The following is a 26,139-nucleotide window of genomic DNA, read 5'->3' as shown; positions in this document are numbered from 1 at the left end:
CCTCGTGACCGATCGCCCCGCGCGCCCGCCGCGCCCGCAGCACGTGCTCCACGTCGTCGCCACGCAGCGGCTCAGCCCTCACCTGGTACGCGTGCGCGCTCGGGGAACCGACCTGACGGCGTTCCGCGACAGTCCCCACACCGACGCATACGTGAAGATCACGTTCGCGAAGCCCGAGCTGGGCCTCGAGCCGCCCTACGACCTGGCGGTGCTTCGGGAAACCCTTCCCGCGGACGACCTGCCGGTGACGCGCACCTACACCGTGCGCGCGGTCGACGGCGACGAGCTGAGCATCGACTTCGTCGTCCACGGTGAGGAGGGACTCGCGGGTCCCTGGGCGGCGCACGCTCAGCCCGGCGACCGCCTCGTGGTCTCGTCACCCGGGGGCGGATACGCGCCCGACCCGTCGGCCGACTGGCACCTTTTCGCCGGCGATGAGTCGGCACTGCCGGCGATCGCGGCCGCGCTGGAATCCCTCGCCCCGGATGCCGTCGGCGCGGCGTTCCTCGAGGTGCAGAGCGCCGACGAGCATGTGCCCCTCACGGTTCCCGCCGGCGTGGCCGTGACCTGGGTGCACCGGGGCGAGGCCCCGGCCGGTTCGACGCCGGTGCTGGCCGAGACGGTGGGGGCATGGCATCCACTCGATGGGCGCGGCCAGGTCTTCGCGCACGGGGAACGCGAGGCGATGAAGGCCCTTCGCGACATCGTCTTCACCCGATGGGGGCTCCGACGCGAGCAGGTGTCGCTCTCGGGATACTGGGCCTACGGCCGGACCGAGGACCGGTTCCAGGCCGAAAAGCGCGAACCGATCGGGAAGATCCTCTGAGGCGAGCGGGGGCTCGGGGGCGCGTCGATGCTCCTGTCGTTCGAGCGCCCTCGGCTCTCGGCTCGCGCGCCTCTCGTTCGGCCGCGCCCGTCCGGACGTGGACGAACTCGGCAGGTCAGGACTGGTCCTTCTCCGGGAGGGTGGGGATGAGCTGCTCGAGGAAGCCGGCGGTGTCCTCCCAGCCATGCACTGCGTGGCAGTCGACGCCCATCGCGAGCACCGGGTAGTCATTGCCGTCGGGGTCGAGCCGGTCGCCGACGAAGAGCATGTCGTCGAGCGGGATGCCCGTGGTGTCGGCGAGCTTGCCCATGCCGTAGGCCTTGTCGATGCCGCGGTGGGTGATGTCCACCGAGGTCGAGCCGCCCGAGCGCACCTCGAGGTCGGGGATGCGCGCGGCCACCGCCTCGCGCAGGCTGTTCTTCTTCTCGCCCGTCGGATCCCACGCCATCTTCGCCTCGAGCGGGGCCGACTGGCCGAGGGCGGAGAATGTGATCTGCGAACCGCGGTCTTCGAGGATGTCGCCCCACGGCTCGGCCTCCCAGAGCCCGAGGCGTTCGGCCTCTTCGCGCACGGCCGAGAGGGCGCGCTGCTTCTCGTCGTCGGTCAGCGAATGGGCGTAGACGGTCTCGATGCCGTCGGGCGTCAGGCGGTAGTACTGCGTGCCGCAGGTGGGCATGAGGTGGAACCGGGCCAGAAGCTGCGGATCCGCCTCGGGCAGGCGCTCGACGACCTGCGTGCGGAACTGCTGCAGCTGTCCGCCGGAGATGATCGCCACCTCGACGCGCGCGGCGAGGGCGAGCAGGAGTTCGCCGATCCGCGGATCGATGGCCGACTTCGACGGGGCGAGGGTGTCATCGAGGTCGAAGGCGACGAGGCGGGGCGAGGTGTCGGACACGGGGCTCCTAGGGAAGGTGATGGTCGCGCGCGGCACGCGGACGGATGTCGATCGGCATCCTCGGGATACCGCGCGGGAGAGACCGATTCTACCGGGGGTGCTGCGCGCTGCCCGCGGGGTGTCGTCGGGTGAGGAGGGCGGTCACTCCTCGCGCGCGAGGGTGCCGATCTTCTCGCCGTGCCGGTTGAAGACGATCATCGTGTCGCCCGTGATCTCCGCCGATCGGATGCCGCGCAGCCAGGTGTCGACACCCGGGCACGCCTTGAGCGTCGCGATGCCGAGCGAGAAGGACAGTCGTGCACCGTCGTCGGTGTAGCTACCCAGGATGCCGTTGCATCCGTCGCTTCCGCGCACCTCGCCGTCACGAAGGGTGAGGTGCTCGGTGCCACCGCCGACCCACCGGTCGCCGGTGAACGGGGGTTCGGAGCTCCCGCCCCGAGCGATCATTCCAATGCCGATGAATGCAATTGCCGAAACGGCCTTCCACCTGCGGATCATGAGAATCTCCTCATCTCTGACGGAATGCGAAAAACATTCTTATCCAACGCTCAGGTTGTCGTAAGGTAAGCGGCGACGCTGAGAGATGGGTGGGGGCCCTGTCACTGGTTCCTGCCCTCCTCATGGGTGCGTTTTTCCACTAACGACACGAGATGAGACGATGACACGAAACATGAAGCGTATGGGGTGGGCCGGTGCGTCCGCCGCTCTCGCGCTCACCGCGTCCGGCTTGCTGGCCCCCGCGGTCGCCTTCGCCGGTGACGACCAGTCGGTCGCGCCCACGTCGGGCCCCGAATTCGACGCCACGGCCAAGCAGCTGCTGAGCAGCGACGAGCAGGTCCAGGCCGTCGCGAAGGACGGGAACGGCAATGTCGTCGTTTACACCACGGCCGAGGAAGCCGCTCTCGAGGGAGACGCGAAGACCTTCGTCGAGTCGAAGTCGAACGTCAAGGTGAAGGTCATCGACAGTCCCATCAAGGCGCTCGCCGAGACGGACATCGTCGCCGGTGCCGGGTATTTCTCGACGAACCCCGCGAATCCGGGCCCCGGAGGTTCCTGCTCTATCGGGTTCACGGGTTGGAGCCCGCAGGGCGATCCGGCAGTCATCACCGCCGGTCACTGCAATGAAGACGGCCTGTACTCCGCGAGTTTCTTGACGCGCCCTTCCAGTGACCCTGCCGGCGGCGGGGCACCGGATAGCCCCACCGTAGACGTGACGGACGAGCTCGGAACGCTCGCGTTCACGCAGTTCGGTGGCCCCGGCAGCACCGAAGGTTCCGAGGGCGACGTGACGTCGGTCGACATCGCGACGATCGATATCACCAACGACTCCCTCAAGCTGCACCCCGAGATCACCGACTGGACCACGGCATCCAGCGATGACCTCTCGAAGTCGACGACCGACGTCAGGGCCGTGGGTTCGGCTCAGGTCGGCCAGCCCGCCTCCAAGTCGGGCCGCACCACCGGGCTCACGACCGGCACGGTGACTGCTGTCCAGGGCTGGTCCAAGGTCTCGAAGCGTGACCTGACCTTCCGATGGGTCTATGGTTTCGCGATCGAGAGCGACTCGCGCATCGTGAACGAGGGCGATTCGGGCGGAGCCGTCTTCCAGGGCGGCACCGCGGTGGGTGTCGTGTCTGGCGGCAGCCAGGATGGTGACTTCCTGTGGGCCGCCGACCTCCAGGCCGGCCTCGCGCAGACCGACGGCTACACCGTCGCCCTCAAGATCGACGCTCCCGCCCTCACCACCCCCGCTGACGGCGGCTCGGTGGGCGTCGGAGGCGTCATCTCGGGTACCGCTCAGGTGGGCACCACGCTGAAGGTCAAGCCGTCCTCCGGGGACTCCTTCGAGGTCACGGTCGACGGTTCGGGCAACTGGAGCTTCCCCGCTCCCGACAAGCTCGGTACCTACTCCTTCTCGCTCACCTCGGTCAGCGGGTACAACACCTCAACCACGGTCGACGCCTCCGTCGAGGTCAAGGCCGAGGCTCCGGTCATCACGACGCCGGCCAACGGCTCCACGGTCGAGAACGAGCTCACGGCGATCTCGGGCACCGGCCTCGCCGGCGCCACGGTGACCCTCACGGGCGACGTCAAGGGCTCCGCCAAGGTCGCCGAAGACGGCTCCTGGTCGGTCGAGACCGACCTGGGCATCGGCCAGTACTCGGTCACCGCCACCCAGGCGCGTGACGGCCAGACGTCGGCAGCAGCCACGGTGGAGTTCACCGTCGCCCCGTCGGCTCCGGTGATCACCGGCATCCAGGACGGCGAGTCGTACAGCGGCGCCGCGGTTCCCACCGCCATCTCGGGCACGGGTCTGACGGGCGCCGACATCACGGTGACCATCAACGACGCGAAGGTCGGCGAGACGGTCGTCAAGGACGGCAAGTGGTCGGTCGTGCTCAAGGACGCTCTGGCCGCCGGTGACTACGCCGTGGTCGCCACGCAGACGGTCGACGGTGTGTCGAGCTCCGCTTCGGTGAGCTTCTCGGTCACCGCCGCTCCCGCTCCGGCTCCCTCGCCCAGCGGCACCCCTGCTCCCGGTGGCAACCCCGGCGGCGGCAACGGTGGCGGCCTCGCCAACACCGGTATGGGTGACGTCGCTCCCCTCGCGTGGGGCGCTTTCGCCCTCATGCTGGGTGGCTTCGGTGCCCTCGGCTACCGCAAGGTGCGTCGCTCCGTGCGCTGAGCATCCCTGAGTGAGCGCCCCCGGCGCCTTCCCGTTTCGGAAGGTCCGGGGGCGTTTTTTTCGTGCGAGCGGAGCTTCGGGTCGTGCGTCGCTTGTCGGTAGTGCGCCGCGCGTCGGAACAGCGCTGCATTTCGGAACAGGGCTGCATGTGGAGACTGCGCTGCATTTCGGTACAGCGCTGCATGTGGAGACTGCGCTGCATTTCGGTACAGCGCTGCATGTGGAGACTGCGCTGCGCTGCGGAACAATTCCGCATGGGGACACTGCGCCGCATCCGATCACTGCGCTGAACGTCGACACGCGCATTTCGGCAGCGCGGCGCCTATCGAGAGGATGGCGCGTGTCGGCCGAGTGGCGCGTCTCGGCCGGGTGGCGTGGACGCTCCGGCGGCGTTTGCGCTCAGGCGGCGTCGGGACTCAGGCGGCGGGTGAACGCGCCTCTCCATACGGGACCAGGGTCCAGCTGCGACGGACTCGCAGCACCGGTACCCCGCAGGCCCCGTCGTGAGAGAAAGAAGAAGGGCCCCCGCTGGGCGGGAGCCCTTCTCAATGATGCGATGGTCGGGGTGACAGGATTTGAACCTGCGGCCTCGTCGTCCCGAACGACGCGCGCTACCAAGCTGCGCCACACCCCGTTGCAACTTGAAAAGTCTACCCTGCCGCGGGCCATGCTCCGAACCACGCGGACCTTCGGGCGCGCCGCTCTCTGCGGGCCGGTCGCTCGCCCGCCGCGATCGGCGAGCGAGCGACGGGCGGGCGGCGGCTCGCCCCCGGCGGACCGCCGCCCGGTGTCGTCAGGGGCGCAGGGTGCGACGCCGGCGCGCGAACGCCCAGGCGACGGCCGCGAGTCCCCCTGCCGTCGTCATGACCCCTATCGCGCCAGGGAGCGCCGTCGCGGGCGTCCCCGTGGCGGCGAGGGAGGCGAGCGGGGCCGGGGCCGACGGGGGGAGCGGCGGGGTCCCGGCGGGCGGGGGAGTCGGAGCGGTTGACGCCGTGGGCGGCGCGGGCGGTGCGACCTGCTCCGTCTGGGTGGGGGAGGCGAAACGCTCCACCCAGACATAGCCCCGAGGGAGGTGCGGCGAGACGGCGGCATCCTGCGCCTCCCGATCGATCCTCCAAACGGCGGTGTACACGCCGGGGCCGGGCAGCTCGGCGCTTCGCACCGTGTAGGTGCCGGCGCCCAGCGCGGGGTCGGTCGTCAGGCTGAGGTGCGAGACGGGGGTGAGATGGGCGGGAACCTCAGCGGCTTCGGCGGGCCAGGCGCCGGTGCGATAGATATCGGCCGTCGCGGTGATCGGCACGAACGACCCGTCGCCGCGCCGAGGCCAGACCCCCTCGGGGGACGACACCGTGACCTCGTCGACGAACCGCCCTTCCGCGACCTGCGCGGTCGTCTCGAGGCGTGGCGAGAACTGCACCGGTCGCGGCGTGGCATCCGCCGCCGAGAGGTCGAACCGCTCGGGATCTGCCGGTCCCGCGGATTCCTGCTGACCGGGGGTGGAGTAGAAGCGGACGGCTGCCGCCGGGACGGTGAAGGAACCCGTCGCGTGAACGGTGTAGGGACGCCCATCGTCGGAGGACGAGGCGGGGGCGATGATCGGGTGGACCTCACCGCCGTGGACGTTCTCGTGAACGGAGGTTCCCGTGTCGGCGAAGACCGCGTTCTCGAGCCGCACCGTGCCCGTCGCGGCGGGATCGACGTCGACGGTGAGGGAACCACGGGTCGGGTCCGCCTCGTCGGTCCCGAGCGCGAGGGTGCCACCGACGCGGGGAACGGGCACGGCCTCGGCCTCGGCGAGGTACCGCATCGTCCGCTCCTGGATCGCACCGCTGTTCTCGGGGCTGGCGCGGCGCATGATCCAGTCGATGGCGCCGGGCAGGTCGTCTCCCTCGTACCCCCACGAGTGAAGAGTGGTCTGCCGGTCGACGATCGCCTTCACGGCCCAGCCGACGCTCGCGGCCTGCACGGGGTCGTCGGTCTGGCCATAGGTGGTCACGAGATGGTTGATCGACGCGAGCTGCTGCGGCGAGAGACCGTTGACGTCGCTCGATGTGCCGTGATCGGTCGTCGCGTCGGTGGCCACGGGCAGGCCCGGATGAATGCAGTACGTGTGCACATCTCCGACGCGCATGGATCCGTGCCAGCCGGTGCGTGAGAGCGGCGCCCAGGTGCCGAAGCCCGTGCCGCGCTCGGCGGCCTGAGCGGCGGGTGCGACGGCGAGGCTGCCGAGGAGGACCGCGAGGAGGGCGAGTGCGGCCGGCAGACGACGAAACGACGGAGGCGGATGGTTCATGAGGGATTCCCTTCGATCGAGGAGTTCGATCGTCTGGGAATCCCCCGCCCGTGCGCACGAGAAAGGGACCGATCCGTGGACGGATCGATCCCTTCTCCGGGTGGGGAGGAAAGGTCAGCGCGGCAGCAGCGTGAGCAGGCTCGCCTCCGGTCGACAGGCGAAGCGCACCGGGGCGTAGATCGAGTGTCCGAGGCCGGCGCTGACGTTGAGCGGGACGGTACGCCCCGCCGCGGTCCACTCGCTCAGACCGCGCGCCTGATCGAGGGGGAGATCGCAGTTGGAGACGAGGGCCTTGCTGCTGAAGGGGATCCTCACCTGACCGCCGTGCGTGTGCCCGGCCAACAGCACGTCGGCGCCGAACTCGACGAAGGTGTCCAGGGTTCGGCGATAGGGCGCGTGCATGACCCCCAGCGTGAGGTCGGCGGCGGGAAGCGCTGCCAGCACCGGCGGGATGAGCTCGGGCTTGTCCCACTTCCGGTGGGCATCGTTCACGCCGAAGGCGGTGACCCGCAGGCCCTTCACCTCGACCGACACAGCGGTGTCATCCAGAATGCTCCAGCCGAGATCGTCGGTGAAGAACCGATCGAGGGCGTCGACGTCGAGGTGCTTGTGGGCGGGGAGGTTGCCCGAGGGGCCCAGGAAGTAACGGAGCGGATTGCGAGGAGCGGGCTCCTGGAAGTCGTTCGAGCCGTGCACGACGAGGCCCGCGACACCGCGGAGAGGGGCGAGGGCCGCGCGGATACCGGTCAGACCGTCGCGGTGTCCGAGGTTGTCGCCGGTGTTGACGACGAGATCGGGCGAGAGCTCCGCGAGTCGTGCCATCCACTCCTGCTTGCGGTGCTGCCACGGCGCCATGTGCGCGTCGGACACGTGCAGGATGCGGAGCGGCTCCGCACCCTTGGGGAGCACGCGCAGGGCGTGGTAGCGCACCGTGAAGAGGTACCGCTCGACACCCATTCCCCACACGGCTGCCCCGACGGCGGCCGCCCCCGCGACCCCGAGGGGCGCGAGGGCGGCCTTCATCACCGGACCGGTCACGAGGGGCAGTCCTTGGCGACGATCGTGAGGGCGATGTTGGTGCTCTTGTTCGCGGAGGAGCCGCCGGCGGGGTTGGTCGAGACGACCTGTCCCTCTGCGGGCGCCTTCTCGTCCTTCGAGCACGAACCGATGGAGACAGTGCCGTAGCCCGCCGAGAGCATCGCCGCGCGGGCGGAACTCACCGGTTGGCCGGCCACGTCGGGCACGGTTCCGCCCTGGCCGTTGCCGGGGCTGAGCGTGATCACGGAACCGGCCGGGGCGGATCCGCCGCCGGGGTTCTGCGCCGCGACACGGTCGTTACCGAAATCGGCGTCCACCGGGTCGCCGACCGAGACGCGGAAGCCCGCGTTCTCGAGCGTCGAGCGAGCGCTGTCGATGGACTGACCCACGACGTTCGGCAGATCGCGCTGCTGCGTGCGCAGGGCGTTCGAGGGCGGGTCGGGGAAGCGGTCGCCGCCGTAGAACTCGTCGGCCGCGCTCTGGGTCGCCCGGGCGATCGAGTAGCGCATGTCGGAGAGCTGCTGTCCGTTCCAGTACTTTCCGAACAGCGTCTCGATACCGCGCCAGTTGCCGACCCAGACCGCCGTGGTGACCTTGGTCGACGACTCGATCATCCAGGTGTTCCAGCCCTCGTGCGTACCCGTCTTGCCGAGCACGGGGGTGCCGTCGTACGGGTTCGCCGAGGAGCCCGTACCGCCACTGGCCATGACGCCCTGCAGGGCGTAGCCGACCGAGGCGGCGACGTCGGAGGTGAGGGCGGGCGAGCACTCGCGCACAGGGGCCTGCCGCTCGGCGCCGTCGCTGTCGGTGACCTTGTCGATCACCTTGGGCTGGCAGTGCGTGCCGCCGTTGGCGACCGTGGCGTAGGCACCCGCCATCGCGAGAGGCGACACCGGGTCGTTGCCGATGACGTTGTTCGCGACCGCCATGTCGATGTCGGTGCCGTTGCCGCGCGTGACGCCGAGCTTCTTCGCCGTCTTGGCGATGTCGCAGAGGTCGAGCTCGGAGGCCATCGCGAGGTACCCGGTGTTGAGCGAGTCCCGCGTGAAGCGAAGCGGTGTACCCACGTATCCCTGACTGTTCCCGAAGTTCTGGATGATGTCCTTCTTGTTGAAGTTGATCCAGTCGCCGGTGCACGAGTTCGTCATGTTCGGCACGGGGCCCAGACGACCGTTGAGGTTCTCGTTGAGCGACTTCCCCTTCTCGACCCAATCGACCAGGGTGAACAACTTGAATGTCGATCCGGCGTTGAAGCCGTCGGAGCCGCCGTAGGTGCTGTCGCCGGCGAACACGATCGAGTTGTACGACGGGTCGGCTTCGGCCTGGGCCGGGTCCTGGGTGAACTTCGTGTTCTGCGCGATCGCGAGGACGCGGCCGGTGCCGGCCTCGAGGCTGACCGCCGTCGAACCGAAGTCCATGTTGGCGTACATGGCGGGCGCGTTGTCGTTCATCGCCTGCTGCGCGGCATCCTGAACACGCCAGTCGAGGGTGGTCTGGATGGTCAGACCGTCCTGACGGAGAGCCCGCACGCGATCGTCGGTCTCGGTTCCGAAGGCGGGGTCGTTGAGGATCGTCGCGACGACGTACTGGCAGAAGTAGGGCGCAGCGGAGACGACGCAGCCCTGGTCGGTCGAGGTGATCTGCGGGGTGATCGGCTCGATCGCGAACTGCACGTACTGCTCGTGCGTGATCTTGCCGTCCGCCTCCATGCGGCTGAGCACGTAGAGCTGACGGCCCTTCGTCTCGCTGTAGCCGTCGGCGGCGTTGACGAGCTGCTCCTGCGTGATCTCGCCGTTGTCGCGGAGCGTGTACAGCGCCTGGATGGTGCCCTGGTCGACGTCGTCGATCGACCCGTCGGGCGCCTTGTTCCACGCGGTCGTGCCGTCGTTGATCGAGCCCTCGGGGATGTCGATACGGAACCGGTTGGGGTTCTGCACCATGCCCGCGAGCACCGCGGCCTGCCCGACGTTCAGCTGCGAGGCCGGGACGTTGAAGTAGCGCTTGGCCGCGGCGTCGATGCCGTAGGTGACACCGCCGAAGTTGGCGATGTTGAGGTAGCCCAGAAGGATCTGGTCCTTCGTGTACTCCTTCTCGAGCTGCACGGCGTAGCGCATCTCCTGGAGCTTGCGCTGGTAGCCCGCGGCGCCGTCGGACTGGATCGCCTCGAGAGCGCACTTCTGCAGGGCCTCGTCGCGCGTCATGGCGGGCGTGGTGTCGGTCGCCTCGACGGCCTTCGCGTCGCGCTCGCAGCGCTGGACCAGCACGTTCTTCACGTACTGCTGGCTGATCGAGGATCCGCCCTGGGTCTCGCCGCCCGAGGCGTTGCTGAGCAGGGCACGCGTCGTTCCGATGAGGTCGACACCGCCGTGCTGGTAGTAGCGGGGGTCTTCCGACGACAGGATCGCGTCGTACATGACGGGGTTGACCTGGTCGAAGGTGACGGGGGAGCGGTTCTGGTCGAAGAACTTCGCCAGCACCTGGTCGCCGGCCATCAGCGTCGTCGGCTGCATGAGCTCGTCGGGCTGCAGGTAGCTCGGCATCTTGTCGAAGATCGTGATCGCGCTCGACGCGGCCGCGCCGGAGACGGCGATGGCCGGCGTCACGGCGGCGGTGACGAGGAGTCCGGCGACCGCGCTCAGGCCGACGAGGCCGACGATGCCGCCGAGGGCACCGCTAGCCGTTCGTTTGTTCTCGGGCATAGGGTTGATGCTAAGCGACGTTGCTGGGCGATGCCTCGAAGGCGTGCGCTCGCGCGCGCACGTATCCGATTCCGCGCGCGAGATCCACGCGCGCGGCGACCGCCGGGGAGCCGTCACATGACCACGTGGGAATACCTCACCACGCCGCTGCTGATCCACAACACCGCCGCGATCCTGAACAACTGGGGCAAGCAGGGCTGGGAGCTCGTGCAGGTGGTGACCGGCCCCGAGGGCGGTCTCGTCGCCTACTTCAAGCGCCCCGTCGGCGGCGGAAGCGCCAACGCCGGTCTGGGTGCCGCCGAGGCGGCAGCGCGTCAGTTCGAGGGGCAGCAGTGAGCGTCAGCCAGCGGTTGGCCGCTCTGGGCGTCGAGGTCCCTTCGGTCGTCCCGCCGGTGGCGTCGTACATCCCCGCGAAGCGCCACGGCGACCTCGTCTACACCTCGGGTCAGCTGCCCATGGTGCAGGGCGCGCTGCCGGCGACCGGCAAGGTCGGCGAATCCGAGGGTCTGGTGACCCCGATGGATGCCAAGGGCTACGCCCGACAGTGCGCGCTCAATGCCATCGCGGCCGCGGCAGCCCTCGTCGGCGGTGTCGACAACCTCACCGGCGTCCTGAAGCTGACCGGGTTCGTGGCATCCGTCCCCGACTTCACCGGGCAGCCGGGAGTCATCAACGGAGCGAGCGAGTTCCTCGGCGAGGTGTTCGGCGAGACCGGCGCGCACGCGCGATCGGCCGTCGGCGTGCCCGTGTTGCCGCTGGACAGCCCGGTCGAGGTCGAGGTGATCTTCACCGTCGCCTGACGACGTGATCGTGGAGGGCCGTGGACGCGGATGACGTCCACGGCCCTCCGGCGTTCCTGCGGCCGCTTCGGTGCGGCGAGGCGGGTCCGGCACCACGGGTGACTCGGCTGATTCAGAAGGAGCGAGGAGGACGATCGCCCTCGTGACTCCTCCTTTCGCGGTGACCGGTTCCGTGCTGACGCACCCTCCCGCACGCCTGCGGCGGCAGGCGGCGGTCGCCGTCGCGACCATCGTCGGCCTGGTCCTGGTCGGCTTCCTGCTGCGCCTGACCGAGATCGATGTCGCCGCGTCGGCGGCCCTCCACCACCTCCGAGAGGGTGCGCTCCGGTCGACCGCGGAGGCGTTCTATCTCGCCCTCAAGCCGATGCCCGCGGCGATCATCATGCTCGCGGCGACGGCCGCGGTGGTCGGTCTGACCCGCTCGTGGCGGCCGGCCGTCGTCTTCCTGGGAGCGGTCGCGGCGACGTGGGGCTCGGCCGAGGCGGTCAAGGTCGTAGTCGGCCGTCCGCGACCGGGGATGAGCGAGGCGGCGATGGCGACCATCGGACGGGCCGCCGACGCCTCCTTCCCGAGCGGTCACGTCGCCTTCACCGCGGCCTTCGTCGCCGCATGCGTGTGTCTGGCATGGGGGACCCGGTGGCGTTCGCTCGTGATCGCGATGGGCGCTGTCCTCGTCGCGGGCATGACCGCCGCCGTCGTGATCGAGGGCGTGCACTACCTCGGCGACGCGGTGGCATCCCTCGTCTGGGCGGCGGGGGTGTTCCCGGCCGTGCGCGGGGGATGGGCGGTGGCGGTCGCGAGGGTGGATGCAGGGATGCGACGCCGTCGCGCGCGCCGGGTGGTCTGACGCGCGACGCGCGGGGGCCCGGGGGCGCCGCCTCGGAGGAAGGGCCGGCCGGGGACACCGCGGACGCGGCATCCCCGGCCGGGGAGTGTCACTTCACCTGGGCGCTGATGACGCTCATGACGGCGGTGTCGGCGAGGGTCGTGGTGTCGCCCACCTCGCGTCCCTCCGCGACGTCACGCAGCAGGCGACGCATGATCTTGCCGGAGCGGGTCTTCGGCAGCTCCCCGACGATGTAGACGTCGCGCGGGCGCGCGATGGGGCCGATCTGCTCTCCGACCCACTTGCGCAGTTCGTCGCCGAGGCCCTCGACGGGGTTCTGCTTCAGGTAGCGGCTCTTGACGATCACGAAAGCGACCACCGCCTGGCCCGTGGTCTCGTCCGATGCGCCGACGACGGCCGCCTCGGCCACGCCCTCGTGCCCGACCAGGGCCGACTCGATCTCGGCGGTCGAGAGACGGTGCCCCGACACGTTCATGACGTCGTCGACCCGGCCGAGCAACCACACGTCGCCGTCGTCGTCGAGGCGGGCCCCGTCGCCGGCGAAGTAGTAGCCCTTCTCGGCGAACTTCTCCCAGTAGGTCTCGCGGTAACGGTCCGGATCGCCCCAGATTCCGCGCAGCATGCTGGGCCAGGGCTCGGTGACCACGAGCAGCCCCCCGCTGCCGTTGCCGACGGGTTCGCCGGCATCGTCCACGACAGCGATCGAGATGCCGGGCAGGGGCACCTGCGCCGACCCCGGCTTGGTCTCGGTGACCCCGGGCAGCGCCGAGATCATGATCGCGCCCGTCTCGGTCTGCCACCACGTGTCGACAATGGGCGTCTCGTCGGCGCCGATGATCTCGCGGTACCAGACCCACGCCTCGGGGTTGATGGGCTCACCGACCGAGCCGAGCAGGCGCAGCGACGACAGGTCGAAGCTCTGCGGCACGTCTCGCCCGATCTTCATGAACGACCGGATCGCCGTCGGGGCGGTGTAGAAGACGGTCACGCCGTGGTTCTGGATGAGTTCCCACCAGCGACCCGGGTGAGGCGTGTCGGGCGTGCCCTCGTACAGCAGCTGAGTCGCGCCGTTGGCGAGTGGACCATACGTCACGTACGTGTGCCCGGTGATCCAGCCGATGTCGGCGGTGCACCAGTAGACGTCGGTTTCGGGGTGCACGTCGTGAACGACCCGGTTCGTGAACGCGGCCTGCGTGAGGTAGCCGCCGGAGGTGTGCAGGATGCCCTTCGGCTTCCCCGTCGTGCCCGAGGTGTAGAGGATGAACAGCGGTGTCTCGGCGGGGAACGCCTCGGCATCGTGCTCGGCGGAGGCCTGCGGAACGGCGTCGTGCCACCAGATGTCGCGGTCGGCGTTCCACTCGACCTCGTTCTCGCCGCGCTTGACGACGAGCACGTGCTCGACCGTTTCCTGGATGCCGGAGCCGTTGCGGTCGGAGAGGGCCTGGTCGACCGCGGGCTTGAGGGGGGAGACCTTCCCCTTCCGCCAGCCGCCGTCGGCGGTGATGACGACCTTCGCGCCGGCGTCGTCGATGCGTGCGCGGAGGCTGTCGGCCGAGAAGCCGCCGAAGACGACCGAGTGCACGGCGCCGATACGGGCGACGGCGAGCATGGAGGCGATGGCCTCGGGGATCATCGGCAGGTAGAGCGCGACGCGGTCCCCGCGCTCGACGCCGAGGTCGAGGAGCACGTTGGAGAGGCGCTTGACCTCGTCGGTGAGCTCCGCGTAGGTGACGTTGCGCTGGTCGCCGGGTTCGCCTTCCCACCGCAGCGCGATGCGATCGCCGTTCCCGGCCTCGACGTGCCGGTCGAGGCAGTTGTAGGCCACGTTGAGCTCGCCGTCGGCGAACCACTCCGCGAACGGGGGGTTGGACCAGTCGAGCACCTGCGTGAACGGCGTGTGCCAGTGCAGCTCGCGCGCCTGATCGGCCCAGAAGCCCTCGCGGTCTGCGGCCGCGCGCTCGTACAGACTCCGGTCTGCGACGGCGCTCTCGGCGAAAGCGGCCGACGGTGCGAACCGCCGGGTCTCGTTGAGGAGGTGGTCGATCTGGCTGCTCATCGCGGCGCTCCTTCGCGTTCACGTCACGCCGCGTCGATGCGCGGCGTTCTACCCGGGTCACGCTAGCGACCGCTCTGCACCGGGGCCACCTCCGATAGTTGGGATCGGCGCCGCCCGGGAAACAGGTGATATATCGCGATGAATAGGTCGCGAGAGTTGGCCGGGCTCATCGGCGCGCGTACTCTAGGAACGCCCGAACATCGCTTCCGGCACTCGCGTCGGGGGGAGCCCCCCAATTTTCCTCCGGCGCGCGGCGGCATCCCTCGCCCCCCACTGTAGGGATGCCGCCCCCTTCTTTTCCGGGCCCTCGGACCCCTCCTCCCCAGCGAGGAGATCCGGGCCGTTGTCCACGGATGCCCGTCTCCGCCCCGTGCCGGGGCTCCGGCGATGCCTACCGTCGTGGTCGTGGCATCCCTCCCTTCCCCCGCACGCATCGCCCCGGCCGAATCCCGGCCGGCGGCGCAGGACGACGGCGCGGTCGCGGCCGACGACGACGCCGCGGTGACCTTCCTCCGCCCTTTCCTCGACGACCCCCTCGTCACCGACCTGTTCATCAACGGAGAGGACGGCCTGTTCGTCGATCGGGGCGCGGGAATCGAGCGCGTGGCGTCGTGGCGGGCGACCGAGACGGAGGTGCGCCGTCTGGCGGTCCGGCTGATCGCGCGAGGCGGACGGCATCTCGACGATGCTTCTCCGTGCGTCGACGTGCGCTGGGAGCGGGGCGTCCGGGTGCACGCGGTACTGGCCCCCGTCGCCGCCCGCGGGACGACCATCTCCATCCGCGTCCCCCGGTGGCATGCACCCGACCTCGCGCTGCTGCAACGGACCGGGATGCTGTCGGCCGCGCAGCGCGAGCGTCTTGAGGGCTTCGTGGACCGACGCGAGAACGTACTCATCACGGGGGCGACGGGCGCGGGGAAGACGACTCTGCTCTCCGCCCTGCTGTCATGCGCGCCCCCGACGGAGCGTGTCATCACCATCGAGGAGGTGGCGGAGCTGCGCCCCGCGCATCCTCACCACATCGCCCTCGAGGCCCGCCAGGCCAACATCGAGGGAGCAGGCGGCATCCCCCTCGCGCGGCTCCTAAGGGAGGCGCTGCGCATGCGGCCCGATCGTCTCGTTCTGGGAGAGTGTCGCGGCGAAGAGCTGCGCGAGCTCCTGATGGCCCTGAACACGGGACACGACGGGGGCGCCGGCACGCTCCATGCGAGCAGCCTCGCCGACGTCGCGACGCGTCTGGAGGCGCTGGGCGCGCTCTCCGGAATGGATGCCGTGACCACGGCGCGGCAGGTCGTGAGCGCCGTCGGCGCGGTGGTGCATGTCGAGCGCTCGGACGGACTCCGACGCGTGACAGCGTGGGGGCGCCCCGTCCTGCGCGGCCGCCGACTGACCATCCGCCCGCAGGAGTGGTCGTGACGGCGCCGCGGACCGACCCGTACGCGGTCGTGGTGCGGCTCGCGGTGCTGCTGGGCGGTGGTGCCGCGCCCGCCCTCGCGTGGCAGCACCTGGCAGCGGGAGGGGACCCCGCCGTGCTGGCCGCCGCCCGAGCCGCCGAGGGCGGCGATGACGTCGGCGTCGTGCTCACCGCCGCCGGAGGGGCATGGGCCGACATCGCCGCCGTCTACAGCGTCGCCGTCGAGACGGGCGCACCGTTGGCGGAGACGCTCCGTTCCGTCGCGGGGGCCCTTCGCGATGCAGCCGAAGTCACCTCGGACGTGCGTGTCGCGGTGGCCGAGCCGCTCGCGACGGCCCGCCTGCTCGGATGGCTCCCCGTTGCCGGCGTGCCGTTGGGGATGCTTCTCGGAGCAGATACCGTCGGCACGCTCCTCGCCGATCCGATCGGACGCGGGTGCCTGGCCGGCGGAGTCGCCCTGGTCTTTGCTGCGCGCGTCTGGACGCGGAGGCTGGCGCGGTCCGCGCGTCCGTCCGCGTCGGTGCCGGGCCTCGAAGCCGAGTTGTGGGCGGTCGCGCTCTCCGCGGGCGCGTCCCCCGAGCGGGCCCGGACCGTGATCGCGCGCCGCGCGCGCAGCCCCGGCGAGTCCGGGACGCGTGCCATCGACGAGACGCTCGACCTGGCGCTGCGAGCCGGCATCCCCGCCGCCGAGCTGCTCCGCGCCGACGCCTGGGCGTCGCGACACCGGGCACGCACCGACGGTCGAGAGGCGGCCGCGCGCCTGTCGACGCGGCTGCTCCTCCCGCTGGGCATCTGCACCCTGCCCGCGTTCCTCCTGCTCGCCGTTGCCCCGATCGTGCTCGGCCTGCTCCGCTCCGACGTCGTCCCCTTACCACGTCGTCGACCCGAACCCCTCTGAAGAACAAGGAGAACCCATGTCCGACCTCGACCCCCGATCGCTCTTCACCCGCGACACGTCGCCGTTCCCGCTGCTGACCGGAGCCGGCGCGCGACGCGTGTTCCTCGACGAGCGCGGCGCCGCCACCGCGGAGTACGCCATCGCGACGATGGCCGCTGTCGCTTTCGCGGGGCTGCTCGTCGCCATCATGCGCAGCGACGAGGTGCGCGGCATCCTCACCGACCTCGTTCGCCGCGCGCTCACCGTGCAATGACGACGCCAGGTCGGTCGCGGGCGGGCTCGAGCGTCCCGCCCGGGGAGCGGAAAACGGGCGCGGGTTCGCGACTCCCGCGGGGAGGGTCTGTCACGGCCGCGGGTACGCGCGTGCAGCGGGAGGATCGGGGGGAGACCGGGATCCCGCTCTCTCCGCTGGGGGAGCGGGGCGCGGTCGCGGCCGAGTTCGCCGTGACCCTCCCCGCCGTGCTCATCGTCCTGGCGCTCGGGGTGGGGGTGCTCAGCACGGCCATGACGACGCTCCGTCTGCAGCAGGCGGCGACCGAGGGAGCCCGGCTCCTCGGTCGGGGGGACGACGCGGGGGCGTCGGCCGCGCTCGCCGCGGCAGGCGGCTCGATGACCGTGGTGCGCGGCGACGGTCTCGTCTGCGTGTCGACGTCGGCGACGCGCTCCATCCCGATCGCCCTTCCGCTCCCGCCCGCGGAGGCGCGGGCCTGCGCCCTCGACGGCGGCCGCTGATGGCGGGCAGCGCGTCGACCGTCGGCGTCGGGGCGGTCGTCGCCGCCCTGACGGTGGCGGTGGCCGCGGTCGGCGGTGCTGCGGTGACGGCGCGGCGGGTGGCGGGGACGGCGGATGCGGCGGCTCTCGCGGCGGCCGACACGGCCAGTGGTGCGGTGACCGGCTACCCGTGCGACGCGGCCGCACGGGTGACCGCGGCAGCGGGGTGGGAGCTGGCGGAGTGCCATGTCGACGGCCTGGTCGCCACGGTCACGGTCGCCGGGGCGTACGGTGGAGTTCCCCTCGATGCGCGCTCGCGAGCCGGACCTCCCGTCGTCTCGAGCCCGTGAGACCTCCCGGAACCCGAACAGGGAGGCGTGTGTATGGTGTGCATCGAAGAAAGGACCCCAGTGGCAAACGGAAAGAAGCTCGTCATCGTCGAGTCCCCGACGAAGATGAAGTCGATCCAGGGATACCTCGGCGACGACTACGAGGTGCTCAGCTCGGTCGGTCACATCCGCGACCTCGCGTCGAAGAAAGAGATCCCGGCCGACAAGAAGGCGGCGTACGGCAAGTACTCCATCGACGTCGAGAACGACTTCGATCCCTTCTACGTGGTCAACGATCGCAAGACGAAGACGGTCGCCGAGCTCAAGCGCGCGCTGAAGACCGCCGACGAAGTCCTGCTCGCCACTGATGGTGACCGCGAAGGCGAAGCCATCGCGTGGCACCTGCTCGAGGTCCTCAAGCCCAAGGTCCCCGTCCGCCGCATGATCTTCCACGAGATCACCAAGGACGCCATCCGTGACGCGGCGGAGCACACGCGCGACCTCGACGTCTCGCTCGTCGACGCACAGGAGACGCGTCGCGTCCTCGACCGCCTCTACGGCTGGGACGTCTCGCCGGTGCTCTGGCGCAAGGTCGGTTCCGGTCGCGAGGGCACGGCGCTGAGCGCCGGCCGTGTGCAGTCGGCCGCCACGCGCATGGTCGTCGAGCGCGAGCGCGAGCGCATGGCGTTCGTGTCGGCGTCGTACTGGGACGTCGAGGCGCTCGCCTCGCGGTCGGGCTCGTCGTTCACCACGCGCCTGAACCGTCTCGATGGGGCTCCGATCGCCCGCGGTGGGGACTACGACGACAACGGTCAGCTCAAGAAGGCCGTCGTGGTGCTCGATGAGGCGGCCGCCCGTGCGCTGGCCGACGCGATCACCGCCGCCGGTCGCGCCACGGTGTCCAAGGTCGAGGCGAAGCCGGGTACCCGCAGCCCTCGCGCGCCCTTCACGACGTCCACCATGCAGCAGGAGGCCGGTCGCAAGCTCTCGATGAGCGCGAAGCACGCCATGGGCGTGGCGCAACGTCTGTACGAGAAGGGCTTCATCACCTATATGCGAACCGACTCGGTCGCGCTGTCGGGACAGGCCATCTCGGCCGCCCGCGCGCAGGCCGTGGCTCTGTACGGCGACAAGGCCGTCCCCGCGAATCCCCGCGTCTACAAGAGCAAGTCGAAGAACGCCCAGGAGGCGCACGAGGCCATCCGCCCCTCGGGCGAGACCTTCCGCACCCCTGCTTCGCTGACCTCGTCGCTCGACCGCGACGAGCAGAAGCTCTACGACCTCATCTGGAAGCGCACCGTCGCCAGCCAGATGGCGGATGCCAAGTACGAGACGACGACGGTCACCCTCACGGTGCAGGCCGCCGCGCAGGTCGCCGAGTTCACGGCATCCGGGACCGTCTACACCTTCAAGGGCTTCCTGGAGGCCTATGAAGAAGGCGCCGACGAGAAGCGCAATGACGACGACGCCGACCAGTCGCTGCCTGCCGTCGCGGTGGGCGACGAGCTCTCGATGAGCGACGTCGAGCCCAAGGGGCACAGCACCTCTCCCAAGCCGCGCTACACCGAGGCGAGCCTGGTCAAGGCGCTGGAGGAGAAGGGCATCGGTCGCCCGTCGACCTTCGCGAGCATCATCGGCGTGATCCTCGACCGCGGCTACGTCACCAAGCGGGGGCAGGCGCTCGTCCCGAGCTGGCTCGCTTTCAGCGTGGTGCGGTTGCTCGAGGAGCACTTCGCCGACCTCGTCGACTATGACTTCACGGCAGCACTCGAAGACGACCTCGACGCGATCGCCCGCGGCGAGCAGCGCCGCACCGAGTGGCTCAAGTCGTTCTACTTCGGGTCGGAGAAGCAGGTCGGCCTGCGTCACATCGTCGACAACCTCGGCGAGATCGATGCCCGCGAGCTCAACTCGACGCGCATCACCGACACGGCGACGCTGCGGTTCGGCAAGTACGGTCCCTACCTCGAGGTCGCCGACCCCTCGGGCGACGCCGAGGCCAAGCCGAGGATCGTGAACATTCCGGAAGACCTGGCGCCCGACGAGCTCACCCCCGAAAAGGCCCGGGAGCTGATCGACGCGCCCGTCGCCGGCGACCGCGTGCTGGGGGAGAACCCTGAGAACGGCAAGCTCGTCGTCGTCAAGGACGGTCGCTTCGGCCCCTACGTGCAGGAGGTCGACGCCGAGGAGCCCGAAGAGGTCGATCAGGCCACGGGGGAGGTCGTCGAGGCCCCGAAGAAGCGCGGTGCGAAGAAGGAGGCGGCCCCGAAGCCCCGCACGGCGTCGCTGTTCCGGTCGATGTCGGTCGACACCATCGAGCTCGACGCCGCCCTGCAGTTGCTCTCCCTTCCGCGCGTCGTGGGCGCCGACCCGTCGACGGGTGACGAGATCACCGCGCAGAACGGTCGCTTCGGTCCGTACTTGAAGAAGGGCACCGATTCGCGGTCGCTCGACAACGAGCAGCAGATCTTCGACATCACGCTCGAGGAGGCGCTGGCGAAGTACGCCGAGCCGAAGTACGGCGCGCGTCGCGCGTCGAGCGCGCTCAAGGAGTTCGATGCCGATCCGGTGAGCGGGAAGCCGATCAAGCTCAAGGACGGTCGCTTCGGGCCGTACGTCACCGACGGGGAGACGAACGCCACGGTTCCCCGCGGCGAGAACGCGATGGAGATCACCTTCGAGCGCGCGGTCGAGCTGATCGCCGACAAGCGCGCCAAGGGACCGGCGCCCAAGAAGACGACCACCGCGCGGAAGACGGCTGCCACCAAGACGACGGCCGCCAAGACCGCCGCTGCCAAGACCACGGCGGCCAAGACCACGGCGACCAAGACCGCCGCGACGAAGACGGCCGCCGCCAAGACGACCGCGACGCGGACGACGGCTGCCAAGACCACGGCTGCCAAGACGACGGCAGCCAAGACGACGACGGCCAAGACCACCGCGGCCAAGACGACCTCGACCACCCGCAAGGCCCCGGCGAAGAACTCGTGACCGCCCTCGAGCCTCGGCCGCTGCACGCCCCTCGGGCGGCGTCGGCCGGGGGTCCCGGCTTGTTCGTCACCTTCGAGGGGGGAGACGGGGCGGGCAAGACGACCCAGGCGTCGATGCTCGAGGAGTGGCTCACGGGCGACGGGCGCACCGTCGTGCGCACGCGCGAGCCGGGCGGCACCGAGGTGGGCGTGCGCATTCGCGAGATCGTCCTGCACCACCGCGGTCACATCGCCGCGCGTGCTGAAGCGCTGTTGTACGCCGCCGATCGGGCGCACCATGTGGAGACCGTCGTGCAGCCGGCCATCGCCCGTGGCGATGTCGTCATCCAGGACCGTTATCTCGACTCGTCGGTGGCCTATCAGGGTGCGGGCCGGGTGCTCGACGCCGATGACGTGCGAGCGCTGTCGCTGTGGGCGACCGGAGGCCTGCTCCCCGACCTGACCGTGCTGCTCGACCTCGATCCGACGGCCGCGCGTCATCGGCTCGACGCCGATGACAAGCCGTTCGATCGGCTCGAGGCGGAGAAGAACGACTTCCACGCCCGAGTCCGCGAGGGTTTCCTGGCCCTCGCGCAACGCGAGCCCGATCGGTTCGTCGTCCTCGACGCGACGCAGTCGCCCGAGGTCCTAGCCGCACGGGTACGGGACGCCGTCGTCGCGCGGTTCCGCTGAGTCGGACGCGCACCGACAGTCGATGCTCAGCAGCGCTGTCCGACCCCGGGATTAGGCTGGAACGCATGTCCGTCGCGCTCGAGCCGTCTCCGCAGGCCGCCGGTGCGGCCCCCTTCCCGTGGGACGCCGTGTGGGGTCAGGACGAGGCCGTCGCTGCCCTGCGCCATGCGGCATCCGACCCTTCCGCGCTCGCCCACGCGTGGCTCATCACGGGGCCGCCCGGTTCGGGGCGTTCGACGCTCGCCTACGCGTTCGCCGCGGAGCTCATCGCCGACCCGGGCGACGAGCGGGCGCAGCATCAGGTGCTCGCGCGGACGCACCCCGATCTCACCGCTCTGCGGACGGAGCAGGTCGTCATCCGCATCGACGAGGCGCGCCGTCTCGTCGAGCGCGCCTCCTTCGCGCCCTCGCTCGGTCGGCACCGCGTCATCGTCGTCGAGGACGCCGATCGCATGGCCGAGCGCACGTCGAACGTGCTGCTGAAGGCTCTCGAGGAGCCGCCGGAGAAGACCGTCTGGGTGCTCTGCGCCCCGAGCGACGCCGATCTGCTGCCCACCATCCGCTCGCGGGTGCGCGTTCTTCGGCTGCGGGAACCTTCCGTGGCCGATGTCGCGGGTCTCATCGTCGAGCGCACCGGGGTCACGCCCGACGTGGCCGAAGAGTCGGCGCGTCACGCGCAGAGGCACATCGGCATGGCGCAGCGTCTGGCCACCGACGACGACGCCCGGGCGCGGCGCGCCGAGACCCTCGCGGCCGTGCTGGCCGTGCGGGGGATCGGCGACGCCGTCGAGGTCGCGGGGCAGATCGTGCGCCTGGCCACGGAGGACGCCAAGGCGCTCACCGCCACTCGCGACGAGGAGGAGCGACGTGCTCTGCTGCGCATGCTCGGGGTGGCCGAGGGGGCGGCGGTCCCGCCCTCGGTGCGGGGGCAGGTGAACGCGCTGGAAGACGATCAGAAGCGCCGGGCCACGCGGAGCCTGCGCGACGGCATCGATCGTGTGCTCACCGATCTGCAATCCCTGTTCCGCGATGTCGTGATGGTCCAATACGGCCGCGAGGCCGACCTGGTCAACGTCGAACGCCTCGACGCTCTGCGCGCGCTGGCGACGCAATGGACGCCCGCGCGCAGCCTCGGCGTCCTCGATCGCATCTCGGCGACCCGCCGCAACCTCGAGCAGAACGCCGCGCCGCTGCTCGCCCTGGAGAGTCTCATGATCACCGTGGCGAACGGTTCGGCCCCGTGAGCGTGCGACGGCGCCTGACCGCGCTGGTCGCGGGTCTCGTGGGCGTCGCGCTGGCACTGACGGGCTGCCTCTATGCGCAGATCCCGCCCATGGCCCCCGACGGCGGTCGCTCCCTCGCCCCTCAGACGGAGGGCATCGATGCCGCTCTGCTGCCCTACTACGGCCAGACACTGACCTGGACCGCGTGCGGCAGCGCCGGCTTCGACTGCACCACCGTCACCGCCCCGCGCGACTACTCCGACCCCTCTGCGGGTGAGTTGCAGCTCGCGGTCATCCGGCACCGCGCGACCTCCGGCGAACCGCTCGGGTCGCTGTTGACCAACCCGGGCGGCCCGGGGGTGAGCGGCGTCGACACCGTCCGCGACTCGTTGTCGCTCGTCGCCGACGAGGCGTTGACGCGATCCTTCGACGTGATCGGGTTCGACCCCCGCGGCGTGGGCCGGTCGACGGCGGTGTCGTGCTACGACGCCGCCGGAATGGATGCCTACCTGTACGACGTCCCGCCGGGCGCGCGCGGCAGCGACGAGCGCAACGCGGCCCTCGAGCAGCGGCAGGCGGACTTCGCGAAGGCCTGCGAGGCGGGGAGCGACGGCATCCTGCCCTACATCTCCACGGAGAACGCCGCGCGCGACATGGATCTGCTGCGCGCCGTCCTCGGCGATGAGAAGCTCAGCTACCTCGGCTTCTCGTATGGTTCCCTGCTCGGTGCGACTTACGCCGGGCTCTTCCCGGAGCGCGTGGGGCGCATGGTGCTCGACGGCGGTATCGATCCGAGCCTTGCCGGGAGCGAGAGCGGAATCGCCCAGGCGGTCGGCTTCGAGAACGCGCTGCGTGCGTTCATGGCCGATTGCCTGCGCACCTCGGAGTGCCCGTTCTCGGGGTCGGTCGACGATGCGATGGATGACGTGGCCTCGCTGCTCGCCCGCGCCGACGCCCGCCCTCTCGCGGGCTCCGACGGACGCCTCCTCGGCGCCGACACGCTGCTGACAGCCATCGTCGCCGCGCTGTACAGCGACCAGAACTGGCCGTATCTGCGCGTGGCCCTCGCCGACGTGCAGAACGGCGACGCCTCCGTCGCCTTCCAGCTCGCCGACTTCTACAACGGCCGCGTCGACGGGCAGTACACCGACAACACCATGCAGGCCCTGCGCGCCTACAACTGCGTCGACTACCCCCGCGAGGACGACGCCGATGAGACGGCGTTGCAGCAGGAGCTGGAGCAGAAGGCTCCGGTCGTCGCGCCCTACTGGGTGGGGCCCGACGCGTGCGCGGCCTGGCCGGCGCCGTCGACGGGCCGGCCGGCGGCCATCACGGCCCCGGGGTCGCCGCCCATCCTGGTGCTCGGCACGACAGGAGACCCGGCCACGCCCTACGCCGAGGCCCAGGCGCTCGCCGATCAGCTCTCGCAGGGTGTCCTCGTCACCTACGTCGGCGAGGGCCACCTGGCCTACAACAAGGGCGATGACTGCGTGAACGGCGCGGTCGACGACTACCTCGTCGATGGCACCGTGCCCGGCCCCGATCTGCGCTGCGAGTAGCCCCATGGCGACGTCGTGCGCCTACGCTTGATCCGTCACATCCGGAGGAGACCCCTATGACCGCGCCCATCGCCGAACTGGCGAGCTACATCGACCACACGCTGCTCAAGCCCGAGGCCACCCGCGCCGACGTCGAGCGCATCATCGCCGAGGGCGCCGAGCTCGGGACCTACAGCGTGTGCCTCTCGCCGTCGTTCCTCCCGGTCCAGCTGCCGGAGGGTCTCAAACTGGCCGTCGTGTGCGGCTTCCCCAGCGGCAAGCACCACGCCGAGGTCAAGGCCGCCGAGGCGGCGCTGTCGGTCGCCCAGGGCGCGCACGAGATCGACATGGTCATCGACATCGGCGCCGCCATCGAGGGGCGTTACGAGGTCGTCGAGGCCGAGATCCGCGCCGTCCGCGCCGCGGCGCCGGCGCCCACCGTCCTGAAGGTCATCATCGAGTCCGCCGCCCTGTCGGACGAGGCGATCGTGGCCGTGTGCGAGGCCGCGGTCGCGGCGGGAGCCGACTTCGTCAAGACCTCGACGGGCTTCCACCCCGCCGGCGGCGCGACCGTTCACGCGGTGCAGCTGATGAAGCGCACGGTCGGAGACCGCGCCGAAGTCAAGGCCTCCGGCGGCGTCCGCACGCGCGCCGCGGCCGAAGAGATGATCGCCGCGGGCGCCTCGCGTCTCGGCCTGTCGTCGAGCCGGGACATCCTCGCCGACCGCTCCGCGACGGGCGACTACTGACCGCGTACCGCGAGGGCCGCTGGAGCATGTAAGATCGATGATCGTGCACGCGACAGCGCGCACATGCCGCCTTAGCTCAGACGGCAGAGCGATTCACTCGTAATGAATAGGTCAAGGGTTCGATTCCCTTAGGCGGCTCCGAAGGCCCCCACCCGCTTCCACCGGGTGGGGGCCTTTCTTCGTCGTCGAGACGAGTGCGCGTGGGCTGTCGGCCGCGGCCGTATGGTCGGCGCAGGGGCGACGCGCCCCGAAGGGGGCACCGTGACCGCACTCGTCTCGGACGCGAGGGGTCTGCGTCGCGTCATCCGTCTGTGTCTCGGCGTGGTCATCGCGGGTCTCGTGGTCAGCGGTGTCACCGCGTTCCCGCTGCGGGAGGAACTCGCCCTCGCTCGAGAGGTTCTGCGATCCACGGGTGTCGCGGCATCCGCCCCCGCCTTCACGGGCTGGGTGGACCGGGTGGGGGAGGGGTTGGATGCCACGGCTGCGGCGTTCCCGTTCATCGCCTACGGCACCGATTGGCTGGCGTTCGCGCACCTGCTCATCGCCGTCGCGTTCGTGGGGCCGCTCTTCGACCCCGTGCGCAACGTCTGGATCACGGTGTGGGGGCTGATCGCGTGCGCCGGCATCGTGCCCCTCGCCCTCATCGCGGGGGCGCTGCGCGGGCTGCCGCTCGGTTGGCAGCTGATCGACATCTCGTTCGGCCTGGTGGCCGCCGTACCGCTCATCGTCGCCTTCGTCGCCACGCGCCGTCTGGAGGCCCTGGAAGGCCGAAGAGCGCCCGTCACGGGCCGATAGGCTGAAGAGCCGTTCCGCGTCCGCGTGACGCGTCGTCAGCCTGCAGGAGCACCCGTGTCGAACGCCCTCGATGCCCTCATCGAGATCTTCACGTGGGTCGGGCTGGGCGGGGGGCTCGTCCTGGCCTTCGCGGCGGTGGTCCTCCTTCTGCTCGACGGCACGTGGTCTCCGGCTCGGGCCGTGGTCGAACCGGTCGACGGCGGACGTGTCGTGCGCTGGTTCGACGACGGCGGCGGCGTCAACGAGGCGCCCCTGTCGGCGCACGACGACGCGAAGATCGGCGCGGCCGACATGGCCGACATCTTCTACCGCCGCGGTGCGTCGCACCGCATGCGGCTCACGCGGTCCTCGCCCGTGGTGCGGTTCCTCTCGCTGCTCTCCGCCGGCGTCCTGACACTGGGCGCGGTGGCGTTCGTCGTCTCGATCGTGCTGCTGTTCGCCCGCGGGTGACCCGACTCCTCCCCGCCCGGTCATCGGGCGCGCCCCAGGACCACTCGCGGATGACGCGACCCCTCCGGGAGGCCCGGCCACCCGGGCTCGTCCCGTGACCGCCCGCGCCCGGCCTCGACCGCCCGCGCCCGCCCGCGCCCGGCCGTGGCCGGCCGCGCCCGCCCGCGCCCGTCGGCAGCTCGCGCCGCACCTCACGGAGCCACGCCGCACGCGATCCGCGGCCCGCCCGA

At 70.5% G+C, this 26,139-nt stretch carries 23 protein-coding genes and 2 tRNA genes; 18 read left to right on the top strand and 7 right to left on the bottom strand.

Annotated features, from left to right (window positions below; genetic code table 11):
- Positions 1-4: 4 nt before the first annotated feature.
- On the top strand, positions 5-826 hold the full coding sequence (locus tag AB0230_RS07590) for a siderophore-interacting protein (RefSeq protein WP_363390024.1): 822 nt from the start codon (positions 5-7) through the stop codon (positions 824-826).
- Positions 827-941: 115 nt separating this feature from the next.
- On the opposite strand, the gene AB0230_RS07585 is transcribed toward AB0230_RS07590, so the two are convergent.
- A complete protein-coding gene (locus AB0230_RS07585; protein ID WP_315994883.1) occupies positions 942-1,721 on the bottom strand; it encodes an HAD-IIB family hydrolase in 780 nt (259 codons plus the stop codon).
- Positions 1,722-1,862: 141 nt separating this feature from the next.
- Complete coding sequence (locus AB0230_RS07580) at positions 1,863-2,219, bottom strand: META domain-containing protein (RefSeq protein ID WP_366374955.1); 357 nt, start codon at positions 2,217-2,219, stop codon at positions 1,863-1,865.
- Between the two features lie 160 nt (positions 2,220-2,379).
- On the opposite strand from AB0230_RS07580, the gene AB0230_RS07575 reads away from it, so the two are divergent.
- Positions 2,380-4,407: a hypothetical protein gene (locus AB0230_RS07575; RefSeq protein WP_366374953.1), complete on the top strand. Its 2,028-nt coding sequence runs from the start codon at positions 2,380-2,382 to the stop codon at positions 4,405-4,407.
- A gap of 557 nt (positions 4,408-4,964) precedes the next feature.
- Here AB0230_RS07575 and AB0230_RS07570 read toward each other — a convergent pair.
- The 4 genes from AB0230_RS07570 to AB0230_RS07555 form a co-directional block, all read right to left on the bottom strand.
- Positions 4,965-5,041 (bottom strand) — tRNA-Pro (locus AB0230_RS07570).
- A 159-nt stretch (positions 5,042-5,200) separates the two neighbouring features.
- A complete protein-coding gene (locus AB0230_RS07565) occupies positions 5,201-6,700 on the bottom strand; it encodes a hypothetical protein (RefSeq protein ID WP_366374951.1) in 1,500 nt (499 codons plus the stop codon).
- Between the two features lie 114 nt (positions 6,701-6,814).
- A complete protein-coding gene (locus AB0230_RS07560; protein ID WP_366375482.1) occupies positions 6,815-7,723 on the bottom strand; it encodes a metallophosphoesterase in 909 nt (302 codons plus the stop codon).
- A gap of 11 nt (positions 7,724-7,734) precedes the next feature.
- Entirely contained in the window at positions 7,735-10,437 is a 2,703-nt protein-coding gene (locus AB0230_RS07555; RefSeq protein ID WP_366374949.1) for a transglycosylase domain-containing protein, read from the bottom strand.
- A 117-nt stretch (positions 10,438-10,554) separates the two neighbouring features.
- On the opposite strand from AB0230_RS07555, the gene AB0230_RS07550 reads away from it, so the two are divergent.
- From AB0230_RS07550 to AB0230_RS07540, 3 genes are all read left to right on the top strand, one after another.
- Complete coding sequence (locus tag AB0230_RS07550) at positions 10,555-10,773, top strand: hypothetical protein (RefSeq protein ID WP_108317699.1); 219 nt, start codon at positions 10,555-10,557, stop codon at positions 10,771-10,773.
- A complete protein-coding gene (locus AB0230_RS07545) occupies positions 10,770-11,237 on the top strand; it encodes a RidA family protein (protein ID WP_366374947.1) in 468 nt (155 codons plus the stop codon). Before AB0230_RS07550 ends, AB0230_RS07545 begins: the two co-directional genes overlap by 4 nt.
- A 142-nt stretch (positions 11,238-11,379) precedes the next feature.
- Positions 11,380-12,084 (top strand): phosphatase PAP2 family protein, encoded by a 705-nt coding sequence (locus tag AB0230_RS07540; protein WP_366374945.1) that lies wholly within the window; start codon positions 11,380-11,382, stop codon positions 12,082-12,084.
- Between the two features lie 88 nt (positions 12,085-12,172).
- On the opposite strand, the gene acs is transcribed toward AB0230_RS07540, so the two are convergent.
- A complete protein-coding gene (acs, locus tag AB0230_RS07535; protein WP_366374943.1) occupies positions 12,173-14,140 on the bottom strand; it encodes an acetate--CoA ligase in 1,968 nt (655 codons plus the stop codon).
- A gap of 501 nt (positions 14,141-14,641) precedes the next feature.
- On the opposite strand from acs, the gene AB0230_RS07530 reads away from it, so the two are divergent.
- The 13 genes from AB0230_RS07530 (at position 14,642) to AB0230_RS07470 (ending at position 25,909) form a co-directional block, all read left to right on the top strand.
- Complete coding sequence (locus AB0230_RS07530; RefSeq protein ID WP_366375480.1) at positions 14,642-15,556, top strand: TadA family conjugal transfer-associated ATPase; 915 nt, start codon at positions 14,642-14,644, stop codon at positions 15,554-15,556.
- The gene (locus AB0230_RS07525; protein ID WP_366374941.1) at positions 15,553-16,452 is read left to right on the top strand and encodes a pilus assembly protein TadB; all 900 of its coding nucleotides are present in this window, start codon (positions 15,553-15,555) and stop codon (positions 16,450-16,452) included. The genes AB0230_RS07530 and AB0230_RS07525 overlap by 4 nt, the downstream gene beginning before the upstream one ends.
- Positions 16,453-16,468: 16 nt before the next feature.
- Entirely contained in the window at positions 16,469-16,705 is a 237-nt protein-coding gene (locus tag AB0230_RS07520) for a DUF4244 domain-containing protein (RefSeq protein ID WP_363578443.1), read from the top strand.
- Positions 16,706-16,815: 110 nt separating this feature from the next.
- The gene (locus tag AB0230_RS07515) at positions 16,816-17,184 is read left to right on the top strand and encodes a TadE family protein (RefSeq protein WP_366374939.1); all 369 of its coding nucleotides are present in this window, start codon (positions 16,816-16,818) and stop codon (positions 17,182-17,184) included.
- On the top strand, positions 17,184-17,513 hold the full coding sequence (locus tag AB0230_RS07510; RefSeq protein ID WP_366374937.1) for an Rv3654c family TadE-like protein: 330 nt from the start codon (positions 17,184-17,186) through the stop codon (positions 17,511-17,513). Before AB0230_RS07515 ends, AB0230_RS07510 begins: the two co-directional genes overlap by 1 nt.
- Before the next feature lie 60 nt (positions 17,514-17,573).
- Positions 17,574-20,483 (top strand): type I DNA topoisomerase, encoded by a 2,910-nt coding sequence (topA, locus tag AB0230_RS07505; protein WP_366374935.1) that lies wholly within the window; start codon positions 17,574-17,576, stop codon positions 20,481-20,483.
- Positions 20,480-21,154: a dTMP kinase gene (tmk, locus tag AB0230_RS07500; protein WP_366374933.1), complete on the top strand. Its 675-nt coding sequence runs from the start codon at positions 20,480-20,482 to the stop codon at positions 21,152-21,154. The genes topA and tmk overlap by 4 nt, the downstream gene beginning before the upstream one ends.
- Before the next feature lie 65 nt (positions 21,155-21,219).
- A complete protein-coding gene (locus AB0230_RS07495) occupies positions 21,220-22,398 on the top strand; it encodes a DNA polymerase III subunit delta' (protein ID WP_366374931.1) in 1,179 nt (392 codons plus the stop codon).
- The gene (locus AB0230_RS07490) at positions 22,395-23,936 is read left to right on the top strand and encodes an alpha/beta hydrolase (RefSeq protein ID WP_363389970.1); all 1,542 of its coding nucleotides are present in this window, start codon (positions 22,395-22,397) and stop codon (positions 23,934-23,936) included. Before AB0230_RS07495 ends, AB0230_RS07490 begins: the two co-directional genes overlap by 4 nt.
- Positions 23,937-23,992: 56 nt before the next feature.
- Positions 23,993-24,664 carry a deoxyribose-phosphate aldolase gene (gene deoC, locus AB0230_RS07485; protein ID WP_366374929.1) on the top strand — a complete coding sequence of 224 codons (672 nt, stop codon included), beginning with the start codon at positions 23,993-23,995 and terminating at the stop codon, positions 24,662-24,664.
- A gap of 65 nt (positions 24,665-24,729) precedes the next feature.
- Positions 24,730-24,802, top strand: a tRNA-Thr gene (locus tag AB0230_RS07480).
- A gap of 123 nt (positions 24,803-24,925) precedes the next feature.
- Positions 24,926-25,459, top strand: coding sequence for a hypothetical protein (locus tag AB0230_RS07475; RefSeq protein ID WP_363578447.1), 534 nt, complete (start codon positions 24,926-24,928; stop codon positions 25,457-25,459).
- 54 nt (positions 25,460-25,513) lie between these two features.
- Complete coding sequence (locus AB0230_RS07470; protein WP_315994848.1) at positions 25,514-25,909, top strand: hypothetical protein; 396 nt, start codon at positions 25,514-25,516, stop codon at positions 25,907-25,909.
- Positions 25,910-26,139 lie beyond the last annotated feature (230 nt).

It is taken from the genome of Microbacterium sp. NPDC089190 (assembly GCF_040701795.1).
Classification (GTDB): domain Bacteria; phylum Actinomycetota; class Actinomycetes; order Actinomycetales; family Microbacteriaceae; genus Microbacterium; species Microbacterium galbum.
Note: the sequence above shows the minus strand (reverse complement) of the source record. Positions and strands in the feature narration are given on the sequence as shown.